Source organism: Streptomyces sp. NBC_01261 (assembly GCF_036226385.1).
In the GTDB taxonomy this organism is placed as follows: domain Bacteria; phylum Actinomycetota; class Actinomycetes; order Streptomycetales; family Streptomycetaceae; genus Streptomyces.
In genome coordinates this window covers 9,269,919-9,290,711 of record NZ_CP108463.1, presented here as the reverse complement: position 1 = coordinate 9,290,711, position 20,793 = coordinate 9,269,919, and the positions used below count along the sequence as shown (strand labels likewise).

Here is a 20,793-nt window from a genome sequence, read left to right as displayed (position 1 = left end):
TTCTTATGCAGGACATGCTGACCCGAATAACCACTGCGACGAACTCACCGTGAACTGGCCACCGCCTGGATCATCGAGCGCGTCGAGCGATGGCCCGACTGCACCAACCCTCGCCTGCCTATCAGCAGACAGGCCGCCGTCAACGAGCTGAACCCGCTGGTCGGAGGCGGTCGCCAGGAAAAATTTCGTGCGGTCGCCCTGTACTCGGATACTCGGACAGACATAATGCGTCGAGCCACGACCGTACACCGGCCCCCGGACCGCCGAGGGGAGCCTGACTGTCGGCGGCGGTTGAACGCGGGCTCAGTCAAGATTTCCGTGAAGCCGATCAGTGAGCTATCTGGTTCGTGACTCTGTGTTGTCGGCGGTCGGCGGCGACGAGTAGGACGCGCTTGCGGAGCAAGGGGAGTCCGGCTCGGCCTGCCATTTGCCGCTTGAGCAGCTTGATGTCCGTGACTCTGCCCTCGACGCAGCCCGAGCTCCACTCCGTGCTCAGCCCGAGGATGACGGCGTCGAGGTCGGCCAGCAGGCCGTCGGCGAAGCCGCGCAGGCCGTGGTTCACGTCGGCGCGGGCGGTGGCGATCCACTCGGGCAGCCGGCTCGCGCTGCGGATGGCCATCATCGCGGCGAAGGACCGGACATGTCGGGTGGCTGCTTCGAGTTCGGGGCAGCGGGCCAGGATGTCCTTGAGTTTCTGCTGGTCGTCGTCGTTCATGCGGTCAGGGTTGCGGGTGATCCAGCCGGTTACCTTGCGGACTCCGGGCGGCCGGGCCGGGGATGGCTGGTCGGCCGGCGTGCGGCGGAAGCGCCGCAGGTAGTCGCGGACGACGGAGTAGGAGCCGGTGAAGCCGCGCTCGCGGAGTTCGGTGTGGAGCTGGGTACCGCTGGTGTGGCCCTCACGCCACCGCTGGTGCAGGTACGGCTTGTATGGGTCCAGGGTGCTGGGGAGGTTCTGCCAGCGGCCGGTGGCCAGTTCCTCCCAGGTGACGGCGCGGGCATAGCGGCGGACGGTGTTCCGGGACAGCTCCAGGCGGCGGGCGACGGCCCGGATGGTGAGGCCCTGGCCGAGGAGATCGTGCACGGCGGTGTGGTGCTGCCGGGCCCGCTCGGCCAGCCGGCCCGCGTGGGAGAGCGGCGGGTGCAGGACTTCAGGGGGTGCCTCCGGGGAGGGGGTCGGCTCGCGAAGGCAGGAACTGTGCTTGCTGACCAGCAGCTTCACGGCCTCGGCGAGGTTGTGCCAGACATGCCACAGATCTGCGACCTGCACGGCGTCGGGCGCTCCGGAGCGGGCGCCGTCGGCGAAGGCGCCGCCCCGGTCGCGACAGATGATCTCCACTCCGGGGTGCTCGGTGAGCCAGGCGGCGAAGGTTGCCGCCTCCCGGTCCGGGAGAAGGTCGATCGGGGCGTGTGTCTCGCAATCGACCAGCACAGTCCCGTAGTTGTGTCCCTTGCGGGTGGCGAACTCGTCGACCCCGAGTACCCGGGGCGTCCCGGCGGGCGGATCAGGCAGGGCCATGACCAGGGCCAGCAGGGTAGTGCGGCTGACCGGCACCGGCAGCCGGGCCGCGAGGCGCTCGCCGGCCCGACCGGCCAGAGCCACCGAAATCGCATTCAACAGGTCCCTGAGTAGCGGGGTTCGACGCCCATAGCGCACTGTCAGCCCCTCGATCTGCTCGGCGAAGGTCACCCGGTCGCACTCCGGCGCATCGCAGAACAGACGGCGGACGGACAACTCGATGGACACCTGCCGGCCGCCGATCGCACCATCTGCGAGACGGCGCTGGTATCCGCTGTGCCGTCGTACCGACGGCGTGCCACAGTCCGGGCACGACGCCGGAACCGACCCCGGGGTTCTCGCCACAATGCGTAACACCCCACCCTCGGCGCTCACTTCCTCCACCAGCACCCTCCCCAGGTGCGGCAACACCGTCTTCAGCAGCTCCTCACACTCGGCGAGTGTCGAGGACCAGGTGACGGAGCGTCACCGGCGCACGGAAGCGTGATCGGCTTCACGGAAATCTTGACTGAGCCACCGTTCAGACGACGCCGACATACCCGCGCATCTCTTCGCGTTCCAGCTCGCCCATGGGGTGATAGACCGGCCTGGCTCGGCTGCAGCCGAGGATCCTGTCGTGTGCCACACCTGTGATTTCTCCTGTTAGTTCTGGAAGCTCTCACCTTGGTGCGACCTCCCGAAGGTCAACAGACACTGTGAGCAAGTGAGTTCGTTACCTCTGACGGTTGTGAGTTCTCTCATCCGGAGGGGTAAGTGGATCTGTTCTTCGTCAGCCGGGCCCGGGTTCAGGACCGCCCGGAGCTGTACGGCGGTGTCGGTGAAGAAGCTGTACGGCGGCTGGACTTCCGTGCGCTGCCGGACCGGCTGCCGGTGATCGTGGATTCGGTGATGCGGCCGGTGGAGCCGGCGTGTACGTGGTTTCGGCACTTGGCGTACATGGGGCGTGACCCTGAGGACACGCTGCGGCACTACGCGTACATCGTGCTGCGGCTGATGGAGTTCTTGATCGAGCGGGGCCGGGAGCTGGTAACAGCTACTGAGTCCGATCTGGTGGCCTACCGGCGCTCTCGCACCGAGCTCCAGGACAAGCCAGTGGGCGGTTCTGCCTGGGACCGTGAGGCGTCGGTGATCAACACGCTGTTCGACTGGCTGGTGGGGCAGCAGTTTCGCCGCGTGTCGCCGCTGCGGATGGTGGGGACGCGCATCAAACGCTGCATGGCCTTGTGGGTGAAGTAGCTGCGGCGGACCCGGCCCAGGTGGCCGGGGTGATCAGCGACTGCAAGGCCGAGCAGGACATTCCGCACACCCTGACGTGCCGTGCGCTGGGTGTGAGCGAGTCCTGGTTCTACAAGTGGCGCAACCAGCCCGTCACCGCTCGCGAGGTGCGGCGCGGGAAGCTGGCCGACGCTATCCGGCAGATCTTCGATGAGTCGGGCGGCACGTATGGTTCCCCGAAGGTCTGGATCACGCTTGTGCGCCAGGGCTGGAGGGTGTCGGTGAACACCGTCGCCAAGCTCATGGCCGAACTCGATCTGGCCGGACGCAAGATCCGAAGGCGCCGAGGGCTGACCAGGCCGGGCAAGCGGCCCGCGTTCCCGGACTTCGTTCGCCGCGACTTCAGCGCCACCGCTCCCGACCAGGTGTGGGCTGGGGATATGACGGAGATCGTCACCAGCGAGGGCAAGCTGTACCTGGCCACCGTGATCGATCTGTTCTCGCGCCGTCTGCTCGGCTACGCGATGGGCGAGCGCCACGACGCGGAGCTGGTCGTCGCCTCCCTGCATATGGCCGCGGCCACCCGCGGCGGCGACGTCAGGGGCGTGATCTTCCACTCGGACCGCGGCAGCGAATACCAGTCCCGGCGCTTCAGGCACGCCTGCCGCCGGCTCGGCGTGACCCAGTCCATGGGCCGTGTCGGCTCGTGTTTCGACAATGCCGTCAGCGAGGCGTTCAACAGTGTGCTCAAGGTCGAGTACGTCCACCGGCGCACCTTCACCACCCGCACCGATGCGCGGCTGAAGATCGCCACCTGGATCACAGGCTTCTACAACACCCGTCGGCTACACAGCGTGTGCGGATACCGGAGCCCGATCGCCTACGAACGAGACCATCAGGCCGACCCCACCGTGGAGTTGGCCGCTTGAAAGATCTCCACGGCGCGAGGGGATTGACAAACTGCCGCCCCGAGCGCGCGATTGAGCACATTCACGAGTACGCCGACCGTGCCTGGGACTGTCGGGGAGCCAGGACACTGCGACGTTCTCGCTCCCCGACAGTCCATGCTCTTGGTGAGTGTCCAGCCACGGAAAGTACTCGATCGCCCATGCAAGTGGGCCACACATTTCAGATCAGCAGCTCAGCGATGGCGTCGGTGAACCGGATGAGCCATGCAGGGTCGCCATGCTCGCGACCCCAATGAGCGTCCATAACAGCGCGGGCCTGGGCCCAGCGGCGGACGCGTTCACGGTCGATCTCGGCGGCATCGGCGAAGATGGCCAACCGACGCAGAAGCGCGGCCTTCAGGTCTTCGGCAGCGAGCAGATCCTCGAAACGGCTGCGAAGAAGCGTGATCGCGTCATATGCCGGGTCCCCGACATATCCCTTGGGGTCGATGGCCAGCCAGGGTTCTCGCTCCGCCTGCAGCACGTTCCCAAAGTGCAGGTCCCCGTGGACAAGTGTCTCCGGCTGGTCGTGGCCGAGGTCTCGGAAGGCCGTGACAGCGGCCTGCACGACGCGCTGCGGCAAGGGATGGGGCAGCCGTTCAGCGTCTTTTCGAAGGTCTTCCTGCCAGCCCTCGATTTGATCCCGCAGACGTGGCAGACCTGTTGGGGCCTGGACGGAGAGCCTCCGAACGAGCGTCCCGGCGACAGCCACGGCCTCATCGACGTCATCGAGGTCGGCTAGAGTGCCGTTTCCGGCTCGCTCCAACAGCATGGCGAAGTGCGTGTCGTCACGCTCGCGCAGGAGCACGGCACCCCGTCCGCCCCATGCCGCGAAGGCATCTGGTTCGTGAACGTTGCCAGGATGCGGGAACGAGATCTTCAAGACCGCCGACGCACCGTCAGCCGACTGAACGGACACGATGATCCCAACCCCACCATGACCGACTTGCTCGACGATCCCGCAGTTCCAACGCTCCAGAAGCTCATCGACCAGGGGCGGCAGCGACGCGACCCAGACTCGGCCGTGCTCCCCCTCTCGCCCGATGATGCTCTGCGCGAACCTTTCCGGGATCTCGATCATCACAGCACACTAGCCCCAGCCACCCGGGCGCAGCCGGGCTCCTGGGGAATTACGTGACGCAAGCCGCGGGGAATTACGTGATCGTCCACAGTGAGTTACGGCAGACGATCCCAGTACATAGCCCGGGGCGGCTGACGCCGCCCCGGGCCGATGCTCAACGGGTCAGGGCCCGCAGCATGCTGGCCGTCTGTTTGCCGATGTCCAGCGCATACTGACGGGACGGCGGGACCACCATCCCGATCAGCCACACCAAGCCGAGCACGGCGACCAAGAGCGTCACGGGCACCATCAGAAATGCCCTTGCCCATACGCTGGTTGGGAGCGTCACCGGCGCCCCCGCAGAGTCGACGCCCGCATGATTCGGTGTTGCCTGAGGCGCACAAGGTGCTTTATCGTGGGGTCCAAGCAGACCTTCCCTAATCGGACGAAGGTGGAGACGGCTCCCGCGTCATCGGGGGCCGTCGGCGTTTGAGCCGACAACCGGTCTCCCTCTCTTCAGAGGCTAACTGGCCAACAACGGCGGGAAGTTCCTCTCCCCAGAGCGCACGGAACGCGATTTGACAAGCCTTCCGCGAAATTCTGGCTGGAACAGATTCACCTCCCAACAGCCGCCGGGCCCAACAAAAGAACTCGTGAGCTGGGCGATCAACCTCACAGTTCCCGCGCTCCAAAGGGGGCGGTGGGGTGGCTGGTTCCAGATCTGCCGCAAGCCGCAAGCTGTCAACTATTTTCGACAGATGGCAAAGCGGGGATGGCTCGGGCCGTCGCACTTTGATGACCGCCCGGATTCATACGGCGACGATCTGATGCTCCCCCTGGGGACACGAGTCCTGCGCGAGGCCATGACACGGCTGCGGGAGCTGGCAGGCCGGCCCCGCGACGGCGGGGCTGCGGAACTGCTCGATGCCCTTGAGCGGCTGAGGGCCATCGAACTGGCCGTCAACGCGGAAAAGGCCTTGCTCATTGCCGAGCTGCTGGCCACCGGAGGAACCTGGCAGAAGGCTGCCGACGCCTGCAAAGCTCAAAAGCAGACCCTGCACAAGGCGTTCAAGGACAAGGTCAACTCCGTCTCGCGCATCTGCAACGACACCTCGCCCGAAAAGGTCCTGCGGGTGATGGACCTGCTTCACCCCCAGGCCGTGGCTCGACTGATCCACCTGGGGCACGTCGATGTCCAAGCCGCTCGCGTCAATGGGCGGCGAGAACGTGTGCTCCAGCGCAACATGCGGGCAATCACCGCCGAGCAACGAGTCAGTCGGTCTCATTCCAGCGACTCCGTGAAGAGCATCAAGCCGCAGGCCCTGCGAAGCTTCCCACTTCCGCGGCGTCCATCGGCCTGACGGGCCGCTACCTCTGGCGAGTGAATCCTGGTCCTCTTCCGTCGCTCTCAAGCAGGGTTGGAGAGTCCAGCCACGAACACGGCGCCGCACCCGGTCCCTTCAAGGGGTTGGACTCTCGTGAGAGCACCGAACGGTGGAGAATGCAACTTCCACGGTTGCGTCAACCCGGCCCATCTCAGGCTCGGAACCGCTGCGGAAAACCGCGCGGAGTGGACTCTTCGGCGGCGCAACCCCCATGGGCCGCTGGCGGATACCCGTGGAGCTGCGGGACGGACCCATGCCATCGCTCACGCGATTCGAGCCGGACTCGTAGCAGGTGAGTCACCAGAAGAGATAGAGAAGCGCATCCGGGCCGCCGAGAAGGCAGGCCTCCCCCTCACTCTCTGGTGAACGTGATCACGGCGGCACGGGGACTGCCCAGCCGCCCTGCATCCACCAAGGAGTGCAAAGGCCAGTCCGCGCCCGCTTCCCATCGCTGGTCTACCTTCAGCGCGAACCGGAAAGTGCGGTGCGAACTGATCAGCGTCGCACTGGCGCCTTCTCAGACTCGTTGTAGCGCAGAGCGGTCCGAGCCGCCCCACGACGACGAGTTTGCCCACGTGTCTTGGCTGAGGGCGCCCGAAGCCGGGGACCAGGACACCGCCAGCTGCCTCCGAAACCTGTTCCATGAACAGCAGAAGAAGCGCCCAGGAGCTCGACGAGATAGAGAGGATATTCAGCATGGATGCCGGAGAGATCTCCTTGATACCCTCGCGATCATCTTAACGAGGAGCCGAGCCGCTCACATTCGTGGTTCCATACCCAAACAGCAGATACAGAAGGCAGGAATTTACAGATGGTTCAGAAGAGGGTCCTCCTCCTTACCGATGACATCAGTGGCGGGGAAGCCGACCAGACTATGACCTTCGGGCTCGACGGCAGGTCGTTCGAGATCGATCTGAACGACAAGAACGCCGAGAAACTGCGCAAGGCCCTGAAGCCCTACGTCGAGGCCGGCCGCAAGACAGGAGGAAGGACCGCGCCCCGCAGGCACGGTGCCGGGGCCACAAGCGGTGGAGGGGACACTGCGGCTATCCGGGCCTGGGCCAAGGAGAACGGCTTCGAGGTCAACGACCGGGGCCGTGTTCCCGCCAACATCCGGGACGCCTACGCGAAGGCCAACGGCTGAACTCAGAAACACAAAGATGCCTCTCCGGTCGAAGCCGGGGAGGCATTCGTTTCTCCTCCTCTCAGATGGAAGAGCATCCTGAGAGGTCGTTTCGCTTGGTGTGATCTTGCGGCACCTCTGGCAGCCCCTCTGCGAGGGCATCGGCGGGACATAACAGCTTGGGGAACGGCGGTACGGCTGGCAGGTCAATGCCCCATCATCGGGATGTGACCGCCTCGGAGCCCATTCGCGTCGCCACGAGCGACTACGTGAGCCGACGTGGTTGACGCCGAACGCTGGGCATGGATACCCCTGGGGCAGCCCCTGACCGGCCACACCATCACGGTGGTGTCGTTGGCCTGGGCGGTCATCGACGGTAGGCCCGTCCTGGCCACCAGCGGCGACAGAGGTGACACCACGGTGCGGTTGTGGGATGTGCGGGCCCATGCCGCACCCACCCCGCTGGGTCAGCCCCTGACCGGCCACGTCGACGCGGTGTTCTCGTTGGCCTGGACGGTCCTCGACGGTAGGCCCGTCCTGGCCACCAGCGGCCTTGACAGAGTGGTGCGGTTGTGGAATGTGCGCGACCCCGCCGCACCCACCCCGCTGGGACAACTGACCGCCCACATCGGCGGGGTGGTGGCGTTGGCCTGGACGGTCATAGACGGTAGGCCCGTCCTGGCCACCAGCGGCCTTGACGAAGTGGTGCGGTTGTGGGACATGCGCGACCCCGCCGCACCCACCCCGCTGGGACAACTGACCGGCCACATCGGCGGGGTGGTGGCGTTGGCCTGGACGGTCATCGACAGCAGGCCCGTCCTGGCCACCAGCGGCGGCCTTGCCGACGTGGTGCGGTTGTGGGATGTGCGCGACCCCGCCGCACCCACCCCGCTGGGTCTGCCCCTGACCGGCCACGGCGGGGTGGCGTCGTTGGCCTGGGCGGTCATCGACGGCAGGCCCGTCCTGGCCACCGGCGGCGGCAGAGGTGACGCCACGGTGCGGTTGTGGGATATGCGCGACCCCGCCGCACCGATCCCCCTCGGGCAGCCCCTGACCAGCCACATCGGCGGGGTGGCGTCGTTGGCCTGGGCGGTCATCGACGGCAGGCCCGTCCTGGCCACCAGCGGCGGCAGAGGTGACGCCACGGTGCGGTTTTGGGAGGTGGTGGAGGACCGTCCGGTGGGGCGGCTGCCCCCTTATCGTTCTGATGCGACATCGAGGGGCGATGACCTGTCCCGTGTTGAAGAGGCCCGTGCGTTGGCGGAGCTGGTGACGGCTCGTTCGGCCACGCCGCCGCTGGCGGTGGGGCTGTTCGGCGACTGGGGCGAGGGCAAGAGCCACTTCCTGGAACTCATGCAGCAGCAGGTTGACGCGACGGCCCAGCCGGGCAACCCACTCGCGCACCATGCAGTGCGCCAGGTGCGGTTCAACGCCTGGCATTACGCCGAGACCGGGCTGTGGGCCAGCCTGGTCGCCGAGCTCTTCACCCAGCTGTCCTCGGCCCCCGACCAGGACAGCGGTACCACCCAGCGCCAGCTCTCCCGGCTCTCAGCCGACCTGGTCGCTCAACGCGAATTCCCGCGACGGCTGCGCGCCGCGCGCCAGCGCCGCGACCAGCTCCAGGCGGCGCTGACCACCCGCGGATCGCGCTGGTCCCAACTGTCCGAGGAACAGCGCCGGGACTGGGCGGCGGTGGCCGGGGACAGCGGGGAGCCCGGGGCGCTGTACGAGCGGATGAGGGGCGGGGGCCAGCTGCTGCGCGGCACGGTGCGCGCCGGGTGGCGGCTGGTGCGGAGCAATCCGCGCAGTGTCGTCGGTGGCTTCCTGCTGTCGGTTCTGGTCCTGGCGGTGATGTCGGTGGGGGTGATCTGGGGACCGCCGCTGTGGGCACGCCTGGTGGCCGGGCTCCCGGCGCTGGCCTCCGTCGGCTTCCTGCTGCACAAGGTGCGCCAGGTCCACGTGAAGAGCAAGTCGGCCAGGGAGCGGTTGCAGGCCGTTATGGATGGGTGGCGGGACCGGCTGCGGACGGCCGCCAACGTCGCGGAGGGCGAAGTGGCCGCACTGGAGCGGGAGGTACAGGATCTGACCGCCGCGGGCCAGCTGGCCGGGCTCGTCTCGGAGCGGGCAGCCGGCGGAGACTACCGCACCCACCTGGGGCTGATGACGCAGATCCGCGAGGACTTCCAGCGGATGGCCGCCCTGCTGGCCGACCCGGGCAACATGGTCGACGAGACAGTCAGGGACGCCGCGGGTGACAGACTCCCGGCGATCGACCGGATTGTCGTCTACATCGACGACCTGGACCGCTGCCCGCCGTCCCGGGTGGTGGAGATGCTGGAAGCCGTCCACCTGCTCCTGGCCGTGGACCTGTTCGTCGTCGTGGTCGCTATCGACCCGCGCTGGCTGCTGCGGGCCATCGCCGCGCACTACCGAGACATCCTCCACACCCCAGCCCCAGACACCCCGGGGCCGCTTGAAGGCCTGGTGGACCCCGACGACGAGGAACTGTGGCACTCCACCCCCGCCCAGTACCTGGAGAAAATCTTCCAGGTCGTCCTCACCCTGCCCGCCCTGGACACCACCGGCTACCAGACCATGCTCCGCTCCCTGGTCGGCACCCGCATCGACCAGAGCACCCCGCCTCCTTCCGCCCCGACTATCCCCGGCCCCGCACCGAGCGCCCCCGCCGCCACCACGGTCCCGCCCACCTCTGCCGCAGCAGACCCACAGGGGGAGGGCGTCCTCCTCCCTGCCCCACGCGTCATCGAACGGGTCGACCCACTGACCCTGGACCCCGACGAGATCACCCTGATGGACCTCTTGGGGCCCCCGCTCCTGGTCTCCACGCCCCGAGCCGTCAAACGCCTCGCCAACAGCTATGGCCTGCTCACCGCCCTGCGCCGCACTCAGCGCGCCCACGACCTGACCGAACAACCCCCCGCCACCGCGACCTCAGCCCCCCACTATCCCTACCGCGCCGGCCTGGTCCTCCTGGCCGCCCTGGTCGCCTACCCCCAGCTGGGGCCGGCCCTGTGCTTGCACCTGCACCGCACCAGCCGCATCGACCCGCAGCAGACCTGGGCACAGTTCCGCACCGACCTCCAACCCCAGCGCGATCCCGCAGGCGGTCCGTGGTCCAACCCCGCCGACCCGAAGATGACTCCGGTTCAGGCTCAGCAGTGGACCTCTCTGCTCACCGCCCTGCACCAGGTGACCGGCCAGGCTGCCGGGGTCGGCCTGCCGCTGCCCGAACTGCTCGGCCCATGGGGCGACTGGGTGGTCCCGGTCGCTCGTCTGTCCTTCCCCGCCGGGCGGATCGTCTCTCTCCTGGACCGCTGACCCAGCCCGTAGCACAGAAGGCTTGGCCCAAGACCATGCCGCGCCCCCTTTGTCTCCCTGTGGCCGCCCCGGGGAGGGGCAGCCCGATAGCCAGCCAGATTCAGCAGCGGGACGGAGTGTCCAGGATGGCCGGAGATGCCCTTGGCCAGCCGGCACGGCCCACACCACGAGCGGCCGGCCGCAACAGCGCGCATGACGCTTACTGAGGCTCCCCATTCCGTTGAACGCCGGACCGATTGACGAGGATCTCCCGGACACGGCGCCCGCCCTGGTCGTGAAAGAACAGTTCATCGGCGAGCCGACGGGACTGCTGGGTATCGGCGTCAAGTCTGCTGGTGGCTCGGGTCGACAGCACGCCTCACTGGTGTGGTGAGTCAGGCTCTTGCGAGAGGGACGCGTTGGACGGACTGGATGCGCATGGGCGTTCTGTCGCGGGGAGACGACAATCGAGGATTCGTGCCGTGACGATGGCGCCGTGGTGGTCTCGCTGTTCCTGTGCTCGGGCATCCTGCTCCTGCTGCAGGGCCTCGATCGTGTGAGCACGGTGTCGTTTCCGGGCGTTGTCCTGGTTCCAGCGGGGGCAGTCGAAGTAGCCGATGAGATAGATGCCTGCTGTGCGAGCGGTACGCAGGTAGTCGCGGACGAGCTGGTCGGCCAACGCGGTGGGCAGATCCCGGTTCCAGCACCCTTTGCACTCGATGACCACGGTCAGGGGATCATCACCGTGCTCGCTGGGCGGGGCCGTGGCCTGGACCTGGATGTCGGTGCGCCGGCCGGGAAGGCGCGGGCGGGCAATTTCGACTTCGCGGTTGATCACGACGCGATGGCCGCCGATGTCCTGGCGCAGGAGCGCGGTGATGAAGTCGCTGAAGTCGTCTTCCCAGCAGGGCCAGCACGTCGCTTGGTCGAGGTTTGGATCGTCCCGGTTCCACAGGACGATCACTGGGTGGTTGGGTCCCTGAATGATCGTCTGGATGCGGGCGAGGCTGGCGAGCACGATGTCCTGGAGGTGGCGCGCGTCGGTGACGGTGCGCAGTGTGCTGTCGGCAGCCAGGCGGCGCAGTTGCTCCGGTGTCAGGGGCCGGACCTGGAGTTCGGCGACCTGGCGGGGGAGGTCTTTCGCGTGTGAGCGCAGATCTGTGAGCTGGGGGTAGCGGCCTGCAAGGCGGGTCAGTTCACGGGCGGCGTCAGGGGTCCTCTTGGAGACCAGCAACATCAACAGGCCAGCGTGAAGGGTGCTGAGCGGGTCGGTGGTGAAGCCGCCATCGAAGGAGTTGTCCGTGAGGCGCGAAACGGTGATGTGATCGGTGACCTGTTCGTACAGGCCGGCGAGGTCGGCCTCGGCCAGTTGGCTGGTGCCGGCCGGCCAACTGCCGTGGGGATCCATGGCGATGATGCGGTCGAGGAGGGCGGCGAGCGCCCCTGAGGCTGTCACGGTGGCCTTTATGGCCGGCCACGCTTCGGGGAGCCGGGCAGATTCCATTAGGGCGGCGGTTGCACGGGCCCAGCGGGAGTCGCGCTGCCCCGCGTCGTGCTGGAGGCTGGGGTCAGCGATGGCGGAGATCAGGATGTTTTCGGAGGTCCGGTCTCCTGCACGGGCGAGTGCGGCCAGCATGGTGGCAGATTGCGCGTCGGTGCGCGTGGGGGCGCATGCCCAGGTGCGCAGCAGGTCAGCTACCTCAGGCGCCGCGGGGCCTGCGAGGGCACCGGTCAGGCTGGTCAGCTCCAATTCCGTGCAGCCGTCCAACGCTTGGGAGAGGAATCCGGGCAGGTCCGTTGCTGCAAGGTTGGTGCAACGAGCGATCAGCTGACGCTTGCGTGCGATGTCGGCGGGGTGGTGGACGTCCTGTACAGCCAGGGCCACGACGGCTGCGGCAGCGCGGCGGGAATCCTGATCGAGCGCTTGAGCTAGGCGTGGTGGGCTGTCGAGCACTGCCAGGGCAGTCAGAGTTGTGACGGTACGGCTCCAGTCAGTGTTCGCTGGGCTGGCCACGGCGTCTGCCAGGGTCGTTGAGCGGCGGACGACGGTGGTGGCAGCGTTCACGAGCAGGTTATGCAGTTCGCTGCCCTCGGACAGGAGAACCGGAGCTGCGGACACGACGTCCAACCATGTGACCTGCGGGACTTCGGACCCGTCCGTGGTGCGGTACAGCTCGCGGGTGATCTCCTGCCACAGATGGTCAACTCTCCCCTCAGCCACGGTGAGTACGGTCAGGAGCTGGTGCAGCCGGGCTTCGCTGAAGGCTCTGTGGAAGCGTTCTTCCTCTCGCACATGCGGCTGCTCGGGGTCATCGTCGGCCGGAGTGTCCCAGCGGGAGGTGGCGGCCATCAGGTCCGGGTATTGCTCGCGCAGTACCCGGGCGTCCGGCAGGTCGGGGTCTTCCGGGTCGGGCCGGGCGCTCACCAGCAACGCGGCGTGCCGACGGGCCTGCTGGCTGAGCGCGGGCCACTGCAGGGCCCAGTAGACCGATTCGCCGGTGGACAATACGGCGGGGCTGTTGGCGCGGAACAGGAGCCGGTCCACCTGGTTTTCGTCGCCGCGTTCCAGCACACGGCCACCCACCTCCCGGCGTAGGGAGGGTCGTTGCGCCAGCGCCAGCGCCTCGCCCACGGCGCGGGCTGGCTGGTAGCGGTCGTCGAAGTCCTCGCGTCCCGCCAGGCTCAGCAGGGCATCGGCGATCTGGTCGAGGTAGTTCGTAAGGGTGCCTTCGGTGCCCTCCGCGTCGAGGAGAACGATCACTCGGGCCAGGACGCGCACCGGCAGATTCACGGAGAGTTCTGTCTGACTGGCGTCCCTCAGCCCGGCGCGGGGGTGCCCAGCGCTGAGAACCCGTGCCGCCCACGTCACGGCCTCATCAATGTCTTGGTATCGGAGCAGGGACGGAGCCCGCTCGTTAAGGAGCCACGCCGCACGGACCACTGCGGGATTACCGGAGGGTGGAATCAGGTCCAGGAACTCGGACAGCCCCAGGTGCCCCGGCCACAGTCGTTCCAACGCGACAGCAGCCAGGTCTGGATCCCCCTGCCAGGCCAGGGATCTGATCCATGCCTGCTGTTCGGGACTGAGTTGCTGCTCCTGCACGTCGTCCAGTGTGGTGTCGTTGTGTTCGGCCAGCGCTCGCAGCCGGACGACTTCACCGGCGCGTAGGTCCTCGTGCAGTGCGTACACGGCACGGCGGCGCAGGTTCGCGTCCACGGTGTGCGTCTCAGCGACGGTGAGCAACTGGTCGTTGAGACCGGGAGGTTGGCAGGCCCGGGCAATGCTGAGTGCGGCGCCAAGGACTGCCCGGGAGGCAAGAGGGGACAGGTAGGGCCGGAGCTGGTCGGCGAGTCTTTCGTGCCGGAGGCGGTGCAGCTGCCACCGGTCCAGCCTCACCGTGTCGTCGTCGCCCGCCAAGGTGAGCAGCCGGGCTACCAACGCCTCGCGCCGGTCGTCTCGGAGAGGCATCAGGTCGGCCAGGAGCAGAACCTGGGGGTCGTCCCGCAGGATCTCGTCAAACAGCTCGTGATCATCTGCAATCTGCCATGCGGCCACGTCACGGTGACGCTTGATGATGTGGCGGGCTGTGCCGTCGCCGATCCACAGCAGCTGCCGCTGCGCGGCACCCCGCAGACCGTGCCGGGTCAGAAACTGGGCGGCCAGGTACTGCTGGTAGCTGTCATGGGCAAAGGCCCAGCGCCTCGCTCCGACCTCGATCATCAGCCCGGAGTCCACCAGCGCCAGCAACTCCCGCATCCCGCAGTGATACGGGTTTCCTTCCTCGTCCGGCTCGCCGCCGCCGTCCAGCATGTTCAGGGCCACGTCTGCCGGCGCGGCTTCAGAGGGGGTGGCGGTGTCATGCACTGCCGTGTAGTGGCCGAACTCCAAGACAGCGGCGACTCGGCACGCGAGGGCCATCAGGTGTTCAGGGGACAGTGGATTGCCATCGCGGTGACCGTGCGCGCACAACTGCCGGCAGGCGATCCGGTAGGCGTCGGCTACCGTGGAGGGCAGGCTCTGCCCCTCCCGTTCGGCCTCCAGCAGCGGTATCAAGGTGATCGGGGACTGGGCCAGAGCAACGGTGCCCTTCTGCTGAAGCCGACGGACGGCCATCTGCGGATCGATGCCTTCGCAGGCAGCGGCTGTCTCCACAGCGGAGCGGCCCAGCGGCGTCACACGGACCACGCTCACCGCCCGGGGCGCCCACAACGACCTCAGATCGTCTGCCAGTCCGCGAGGCAACCGGCCGGCGCGACAGGCGATGCGCAGCCGCAGCCGAGCCCGTTCCTGTTGCCCGAGCCGCCTCAAGCAGGCGACGAGCACCTCGTCCAGGACCGCGAGCCGGTCCAGTCCCTCGTCAAGACTGTCCAGCAGCACAAAGCCCGCCTCACCCTGACATGCCTGCTCCAGGACCGCATCCAGATCCTGCCCGGCACTACGGGTGTCGAAGAACCGGCCCCGCTCTGACAGATCGACCAGGAACGCGGTGTGCCCCTGAGCCCTCAGCGCTGCAGCCTCCTGGGCCAGGAGGTCACTCTTGCCGCAACCACGCTCGCCGACCACTACGAGCACGCGGTCCTCACGCCGATCAGCCATCGAGTCACCGGCCCTCGCCCAGGGCACCTCGGCCAGCCAGCCGAAACGGTCGACCGGAAGCCGGGCAGTATGCTCGTGCACCCGACGCACCCACGGATAGCGGCGCTCAGACCGGGCCGGCACACCCACAGTGCTCGCGTTCCTCACGGCCCTGGACACTACGCGTCCCATGCCCCGACCGGAACACGGTTAGCCGAGGCAGCTCGACGCCCGGTGCCGAGCGTCGGGTCGCTGAACCCCTCAGCAGCAACCGATGGTGAGGACGTCGATGCCGTTCGGGTACGCCGCGAAAGTAATCCAGGCCCGGGCACCGAAGTGCACGGCCGCATCCCAGCTCCCGGGCGCCGGTCACGCGTGCTGCTGGGTCAGGGCTGCCGCGATCGTCTCCAGGACCTCACGTCGGTCATCGTCCGGAAGCTCATCGAGAACGTCCTCTGCGAGGACGGACAGGTCGACTCGGTACATCATCAGGTGCTCCCGGGATCGGAGGGAGCAGCACCGTACAGCGAGGGCTGGTGCCCGCGCGAAAGGCTGTGGATAACGCATTTGTGATCCACAAGGGTCACCTTGTATGGCCAGGTCACCAGATGTATCGGCACCTGTGGATGGCGCAGTCGTTCGACTCCGGCCTTCGGCATGCCGGGCCGATGCCGTGCCAGTCGAACCCAGTAGCGTCCACGACGTGCGCTGGTTCGGCCTTAGGTTCATCTGGACGCAGGAACTCGGCCAGCCCGGTAGGCCGAGCGCAGCCCGAGGACCTCGTCGTCCACCCGCACTCGCCGGCAACCCGTCGTCGAGGCGCCTGTGCGACCACATCATCAGGATCGTTCGGGGCGTCCGACCACCTGCCCAGAGCCGTCAACCAATGAGCCCCAACGACAGGTTCGGCCAGCAGTGCGGGCAAGCGGCAGCGCCGACGGACCCCGGCCGCGTTGACGGCGTGGTGGCGCGCGCCAACTGTGGACCCGTTCGGCCGTCTGCGGCCCGGGGTGTCGTACGACCTTCTGCGCCGCCAGCTCCACCTCGTTCCGCGACATGGTCACCTCTTGGCGCGCCGTGTATTCCGTGACTGCGGTGTGGGTGCACGCGGCCTTCGCGCCGCCAGTGGATTAGCGCCCAAGGCGCTCCTGTTCGTGTGAGACGTACAGGGGCGGAGCCGCCCGCCAAGAGCGCCTCCGCCCCCTGAGGGCCGTTGAGGTCAAAGTGGCTTGGTCGCCGTCCCTCGGTCACAGCAGACCGAGCTCCTTTTCGAGCGTCACGATGAGCGAGGTGAGGGCAATGAACGAGCCGCCGGAGTAGCCCAGTCCGACGAGCGGAGTGCCGCCCAGGTGCAGGCACAGCATGTAGGCCATCAAGGCTGCAATGATGCCGGCGAGGAGTCCGATGGTGACGGCCATGACCCTCTTGCTCTGGTCGGGGCGGGCTTGTACGGGGAGTCGGCGGGGAGTGGTCATGGCCTTTTCCTTTTCTGGGGTCTGACTCGTCATCAGTGGCAGCTGGTGCAGCTGCCCGGACCGCGAGAGCGGCGTGGAACGAGCAGACCTCATCGCGGAGTTGAGGCGCCAGGCCAAGATCATCCCAAAATGATTCAGAACGGCGTTCATCGCGTTTATGCAGGTAGAACGCGTGGTGGGGCGAGGCGTTCAGGATGATTTTTTCGGTATTGAACGCTTTGCTGGGCGCGAGGAGTGCCCTGTGCGGGATCCTGTGCTCAGAAACAGGGGAGGGCAGGCGGTACATGAGTACACGCGGGGCATGGCGGGAGCTTCTAAGCGGTGTGGGGCCCGGGGATTGGACGCTCTACAGGGAGGCGCTAGATGCCTTCCGTGAAGTCCCTCCCGTGCTGGTGTTCTCGAAACTTCAAGCCCTCGGCGACGAGGTGGTGGCCGAGGTTGAGGGGCTGGAGCGGTCTCCGTCTGCGGGCACGTGGCACAAGGTGTTCAGCTCCTCCTGGCAACGCCCCCCGGATTGGCTGCATATCGAGCTGTTCGTACATATCTGGGCGACGCAACATCAGCAGCCCGTGGGAGAGCTCCTTGAGGAATGGGCCGCCGGCTATCGCCGCTGCGGCGGTGATCCTGGGCCGCGCTTCACGCCATCCACTCCGGTCCCTGCCGCGGTGCGCCGGAGGCACCTGCCGCGCGGACCGGTCCTGTTGGGTGGTGTAGCGGTCGTGGCCGTGGTCGCTGCCTCGATCGCATTTTGGCCGGAGGGCAAGGGCTCGACTGAAGGCCCGGAGAAGAAGGTACACAGCAGTGCCCCGGTGTCCGGGGTGCCGTCGGCTGCCGCAGGCCCCAAGGGGCCTTTACTCCTGACGACGTCATGGCCCACCATCGCGAACTGCGACGGAGCAACATCCGTGGCCATGCCCGTCGGCGGGGATCCGTTATCCGCCTTCCTCCGGGACGACCAGGATTTCCGGGTTCCCGTCGCAGCAAAAGGCGGAGGAACGTGGGGGTCGGGACACCTCTACCTCACTCTCAGCGCCAAACCGGGCAAGACTTTGATCATCGAGGACATCAGACCCGCGTCCCGCTATCCCAAAAAGATTGATCCACCAGCGTGGGTCGCCACTGTGCAAGGTGGGTGCGGCGATACATACGGCAGGGTTTTCGACTTCAACCTCGACAAGCCCGATCTCATCGACCGGGGCGTGGTAGGGCAGCGTTACGACGGCGATCCACCAGCACCGACCAATCCCCTAGGCCCCGGTTTCACTGTGAGCGCCACCGACCCGGCGATGGTCCGGGTCGACGTGCAGGCGTGCAAGGGCAACTACGAGTGGAGCCTTCTCGTCAACTACTCCTACGACGGCCAGAAGTTCTCCGAGCCGATCGGTCCTTTTCGGACCATGAGCGTGGCTGGCAAGGGCACCGTCGGCTACCAACCAGACCAGTCAACCGGCCGACTCACCAAGGACACCAAGCCCGGTCCGGCTCCCACGGCCGCGGTGGGTTGCCCTGCCCCGGCCGTCGGATGACCATCCCCTGTCCACCGAGCCGACCGCCTTCGGGGCCACGGCCTCGGACCCGCCAGCCGACCCGCCGATCGACCCGCTGGCGGCGCACAGTCAACGAGCCCTGAACGCGATACGCACTGCCCGCTCCCCAGCGCGCGAACGAGTGGTACTGGCAGGAGACCCTCCGCAGCAGCCACTGAGAACTGCCTGCACACAGGACGGCGGGAGGCTCGCAACTCCGGCGCAGACGGCGTCCTTCCGGTCAGCCGGGATGACCGCTTACGTGTCCCGGTCGGCTCCCCGGACACGGGCCGCCCGACGCAGCTCGGAGCGTGCCGCCGGCACCGCGGGGACGGTTTCCCAGTAGGGGTGCCACCACAACCGTGTGGACAGGAACAGCAGGCGGCGGCGCAGGGCGGTGGTGTCGCAGGATCGGGGTGCGGCGAGCGCGTGGTAAGTGGCGTTCCAGGCTGCTTGCGTCTGCACCAGGTCGTCAGGGAAGTCGGTCTCGTTCATACCCGCATTAGATCGCCTGTTCGAATTTGGTCGCACCTCGGACACGCCACTGGGGACGTTTGGGGGGCTTGCCCGGCGTGGCCGGCCTCACAGTCGGGAAGGAGAGCACGCCGCACGGTGCGTGCGGGACTGCCCAAGCCGGTCAAGAACTAGCCAACCCTGCCTGGGCCGGAAGTTAGCGGGCCGCGTCCTTACGGGGCGCGCGCGAACCCGAGCTGACCCCATCTGGAAACCCCTACGAGGCGACGGCTTCCGGGTAGCCGATGTGGGCGGCCAGCTCGTCGTACCGGTACCAGTCCGTCTCCGCGAGTTCCCGCACCCGCTTGACAAACTCTGTCCACACCGCGAGACCGCGAAGCTGGGGGGCCTTTGCCCAGAAGAGCGCCGCGAAGTCGGGCATCTTCGCTGCGGCCCGGCAGTCCTGGTGCTCAGCCCAGGCGGTCAGGATGCCCTCCAACTGCTCCGGCTGGATGAAGCCAGCGAGGGGGATCACCACACTCTCGGCGAAGTGCTCACCGGCGCGGTAGTTGCCGGCCGCGGCCAGGATCTCCGCCACGAAGGGAGTGAAGTAGGCGGAGGGGCTCGCCGCGACGACGTCGGCCTGCTGGTACGGCTCGAACTCGGCGAACTTTCTGGCCAGGGCAGGGATGCGAGCCCGTACGGCGTCGCTGCCAGCCAACGCGATCACGTCGATCACCCGGCGGGCCCCCATGCCGGACGGCGGGTACTGAACCTGGTCAACGTAGGTGCCGATCTGCTGGCACACCGTCGCGTCGAGGGCGTCGGTGAAGACGTCGAACTCGCTCAGGCGCGTAAGCCCCTTCAGCTGCCGGTCGATGGGAAGCTCGTTGAACTTGGCCATGGTTTTAGTCACGGCCTCCCGCACGGCGTCACGGTCGTGCTGGGCGAAGGCAATCAGGCAGACGGCGTGCCGGTCTGCGGCCATGCTTGCGGGGATGCTGCTGGTCTCGGGCACTGGCAGTTCCAGCATGGCGTGCTTGGCCGCTATGGCAACGATCTGCTTCCAGGCGCTGGACTTCACCCGCTGGGCGAACATCTGCACCAGGTAGTCGGCGTGGCCGACGAAAGAAGGGTCGTCCACGTGCGCGATATAACGGTCGAACGCCCTGCGCCCCTGAGTGGGCGGGTGCACCAGCAGGGCGTCCAGCGCGGCCACGAGGTGGGCCCGCGCGTAGTCGCCGGTCGGGGCGAAGACGTCGCCGAGCGAACGGAGGGAGGGGTGTGCGCAGAGGTTGCGGTCTTCCTTCAGGCGCAGCAGCTGCCGATGCTCGATCCCGTCGATCAGCTCCAGATCAAGCGCGTCCTCCAAGAGCTTCTTCTCCACGTCCTCCACGATCTTGATCGCCGCGGCATCGAGCTTTCCCCGGGCCTCGTTGAGCTTCGCGACGATCTCGGCAGCCTTGCCGTCGCCGTCCTCGGCGAGATGGTAGAGCTTGTGGATGATGTCGGTGCAGACGGCCGTCCAGGTCGCCTGGATGGCAGCCCGGGGGGTGCCGGTGCTATGGCAACGGAAGGCGTCGTCGACCAACGGCCGGACCTCCGGGTGCCAGACACGGGCAATGCGCTCTTCGAGGCTCTGCACCAGATACTCGCTGTTCTGTCGGGGCCCGCGCGGTGCGGGCTGGCCCGGCGGCCGACCGGGGCGGAGTTGCCGTCCACCTATGTATAGGCGGCGAACGCCCCGGCAGGACACCGGGTTTCCCCAACTGCACCGGCCAACAGCGGCACGGAGAGCTGGCACGGATCCCGCCCGGGATCGCCAGGCACGGAAACGGAGGGCGCCTACCGGCCGTGTCCCGGGATCCCCCCGGCCTCCGGAGGACCTCCGGCTGTGCGGCACCAGCGGCCAGAGCGACTTCGGCCCATCTGGAGTCCCCGCGGAGACTCACCGCGAGGGCCACCGCTTGCTCAGCGCCACCATCTTGTTCAACCTCGGACCGTCGAAGCCCTCAACTCGGTCGGCGCGCTGGTGATGTCGGGCCAGCGCGGTGGCCTGTTGTTCGCGGTGGGCGGCATCGACGGCGAGCAGTACGCCGACGGCCAACCGCTGACCCGCCAGTGGGCCGACCATGTGCCGGAGTTGGCCTGGGACCCGTGGGCCGCAACGGCGCCGACCGCGTGTAGAGAACCCCTTCC

14 protein-coding genes are annotated in these 20,793 nt (G+C 67.4%); 6 read left to right on the top strand and 8 right to left on the bottom strand.

Annotated features, from left to right (window positions below; genetic code table 11):
* Positions 1-328: 328 nt before the first annotated feature.
* Positions 329-1,861, bottom strand: coding sequence for an ISL3 family transposase (locus OG226_RS41340; protein WP_329351879.1), 1,533 nt, complete (start codon positions 1,859-1,861; stop codon positions 329-331).
* 408 nt (positions 1,862-2,269) lie between these two features.
* Between OG226_RS41340 and OG226_RS41335 the strand changes: the two genes are divergently transcribed.
* Positions 2,270-2,752 (top strand): site-specific integrase, encoded by a 483-nt coding sequence (locus OG226_RS41335; protein WP_329351878.1) that lies wholly within the window; start codon positions 2,270-2,272, stop codon positions 2,750-2,752.
* A gap of 20 nt (positions 2,753-2,772) precedes the next feature.
* On the top strand, positions 2,773-3,660 hold the full coding sequence (locus tag OG226_RS41330; protein WP_329351876.1) for an IS3 family transposase: 888 nt from the start codon (positions 2,773-2,775) through the stop codon (positions 3,658-3,660).
* Between the two features lie 199 nt (positions 3,661-3,859).
* On the opposite strand, the gene OG226_RS41325 is transcribed toward OG226_RS41330, so the two are convergent.
* Both OG226_RS41325 and OG226_RS41320 read right to left on the bottom strand, forming a co-directional pair.
* Complete coding sequence (locus OG226_RS41325; RefSeq protein WP_329351875.1) at positions 3,860-4,759, bottom strand: aminoglycoside phosphotransferase family protein; 900 nt, start codon at positions 4,757-4,759, stop codon at positions 3,860-3,862.
* Positions 4,760-4,913: 154 nt separating this feature from the next.
* A complete protein-coding gene (locus OG226_RS41320; protein WP_329351873.1) occupies positions 4,914-5,039 on the bottom strand; it encodes a hypothetical protein in 126 nt (41 codons plus the stop codon).
* Between the two features lie 352 nt (positions 5,040-5,391).
* Here OG226_RS41320 and OG226_RS41315 point away from each other — a divergent pair, with 352 nt between their 5' ends.
* The 3 genes from OG226_RS41315 (at position 5,392) to OG226_RS41305 (ending at position 10,585) form a co-directional block, all read left to right on the top strand.
* Positions 5,392-6,099: a hypothetical protein gene (locus OG226_RS41315; protein ID WP_329351872.1), complete on the top strand. Its 708-nt coding sequence runs from the start codon at positions 5,392-5,394 to the stop codon at positions 6,097-6,099.
* An 835-nt stretch (positions 6,100-6,934) separates the two neighbouring features.
* Entirely contained in the window at positions 6,935-7,267 is a 333-nt protein-coding gene (locus tag OG226_RS41310; protein ID WP_329351871.1) for a histone-like nucleoid-structuring protein Lsr2, read from the top strand.
* Between the two features lie 258 nt (positions 7,268-7,525).
* A complete protein-coding gene (locus tag OG226_RS41305; protein WP_329351869.1) occupies positions 7,526-10,585 on the top strand; it encodes a P-loop NTPase fold protein in 3,060 nt (1,019 codons plus the stop codon).
* Positions 10,586-10,943: 358 nt separating this feature from the next.
* On the opposite strand, the gene OG226_RS41300 is transcribed toward OG226_RS41305, so the two are convergent.
* Positions 10,944-15,242, bottom strand: a complete 4,299-nt coding sequence (locus OG226_RS41300) for an NACHT domain-containing protein (protein WP_329351867.1) — start codon at positions 15,240-15,242, stop codon at positions 10,944-10,946.
* A 1,145-nt stretch (positions 15,243-16,387) separates the two neighbouring features.
* The gene (locus OG226_RS41295) at positions 16,388-16,615 is read right to left on the bottom strand and encodes a hypothetical protein (protein ID WP_329351865.1); all 228 of its coding nucleotides are present in this window, start codon (positions 16,613-16,615) and stop codon (positions 16,388-16,390) included.
* A 386-nt stretch (positions 16,616-17,001) separates the two neighbouring features.
* On the opposite strand from OG226_RS41295, the gene OG226_RS41290 reads away from it, so the two are divergent.
* Positions 17,002-18,141 (top strand): hypothetical protein, encoded by a 1,140-nt coding sequence (locus tag OG226_RS41290; protein ID WP_329351863.1) that lies wholly within the window; start codon positions 17,002-17,004, stop codon positions 18,139-18,141.
* Positions 18,142-18,399: 258 nt separating this feature from the next.
* Here OG226_RS41290 and OG226_RS41285 read toward each other — a convergent pair whose 3' ends face one another.
* The 3 genes from OG226_RS41285 to OG226_RS41275 all read right to left on the bottom strand — a co-directional run bounded on the left by OG226_RS41285 (position 18,400) and on the right by OG226_RS41275 (position 20,728).
* Positions 18,400-18,636, bottom strand: coding sequence for a hypothetical protein (locus tag OG226_RS41285; protein ID WP_329351862.1), 237 nt, complete (start codon positions 18,634-18,636; stop codon positions 18,400-18,402).
* A gap of 235 nt (positions 18,637-18,871) precedes the next feature.
* Entirely contained in the window at positions 18,872-20,185 is a 1,314-nt protein-coding gene (locus OG226_RS41280) for a hypothetical protein (protein WP_329351860.1), read from the bottom strand.
* Positions 20,186-20,542: 357 nt separating this feature from the next.
* Positions 20,543-20,728: a hypothetical protein gene (locus OG226_RS41275; protein WP_329351858.1), complete on the bottom strand. Its 186-nt coding sequence runs from the start codon at positions 20,726-20,728 to the stop codon at positions 20,543-20,545.
* Positions 20,729-20,793 lie beyond the last annotated feature (65 nt).

Excerpts from the sequence above, each read along its gene's own strand:
- OG226_RS41310 (WP_329351871.1), top strand. The coding sequence starts at position 6,935 with ATGGTTCAGAAGAGGGTCCTCCTCCTTACCGATGACATCAGTGGCGGG.
- OG226_RS41325 (WP_329351875.1), bottom strand. The coding sequence starts at position 4,759 with ATGATCGAGATCCCGGAAAGGTTCGCGCAGAGCATCATCGGGCGAGAG.
- OG226_RS41275 (WP_329351858.1), bottom strand. The coding sequence starts at position 20,728 with ATGGTCGGCCCACTGGCGGGTCAGCGGTTGGCCGTCGGCGTACTGCTC.
- OG226_RS41295 (WP_329351865.1), bottom strand. The coding sequence starts at position 16,615 with ATGACCACTCCCCGCCGACTCCCCGTACAAGCCCGCCCCGACCAGAGC.
- OG226_RS41285 (WP_329351862.1), bottom strand. The coding sequence starts at position 18,636 with ATGAACGAGACCGACTTCCCTGACGACCTGGTGCAGACGCAAGCAGCC.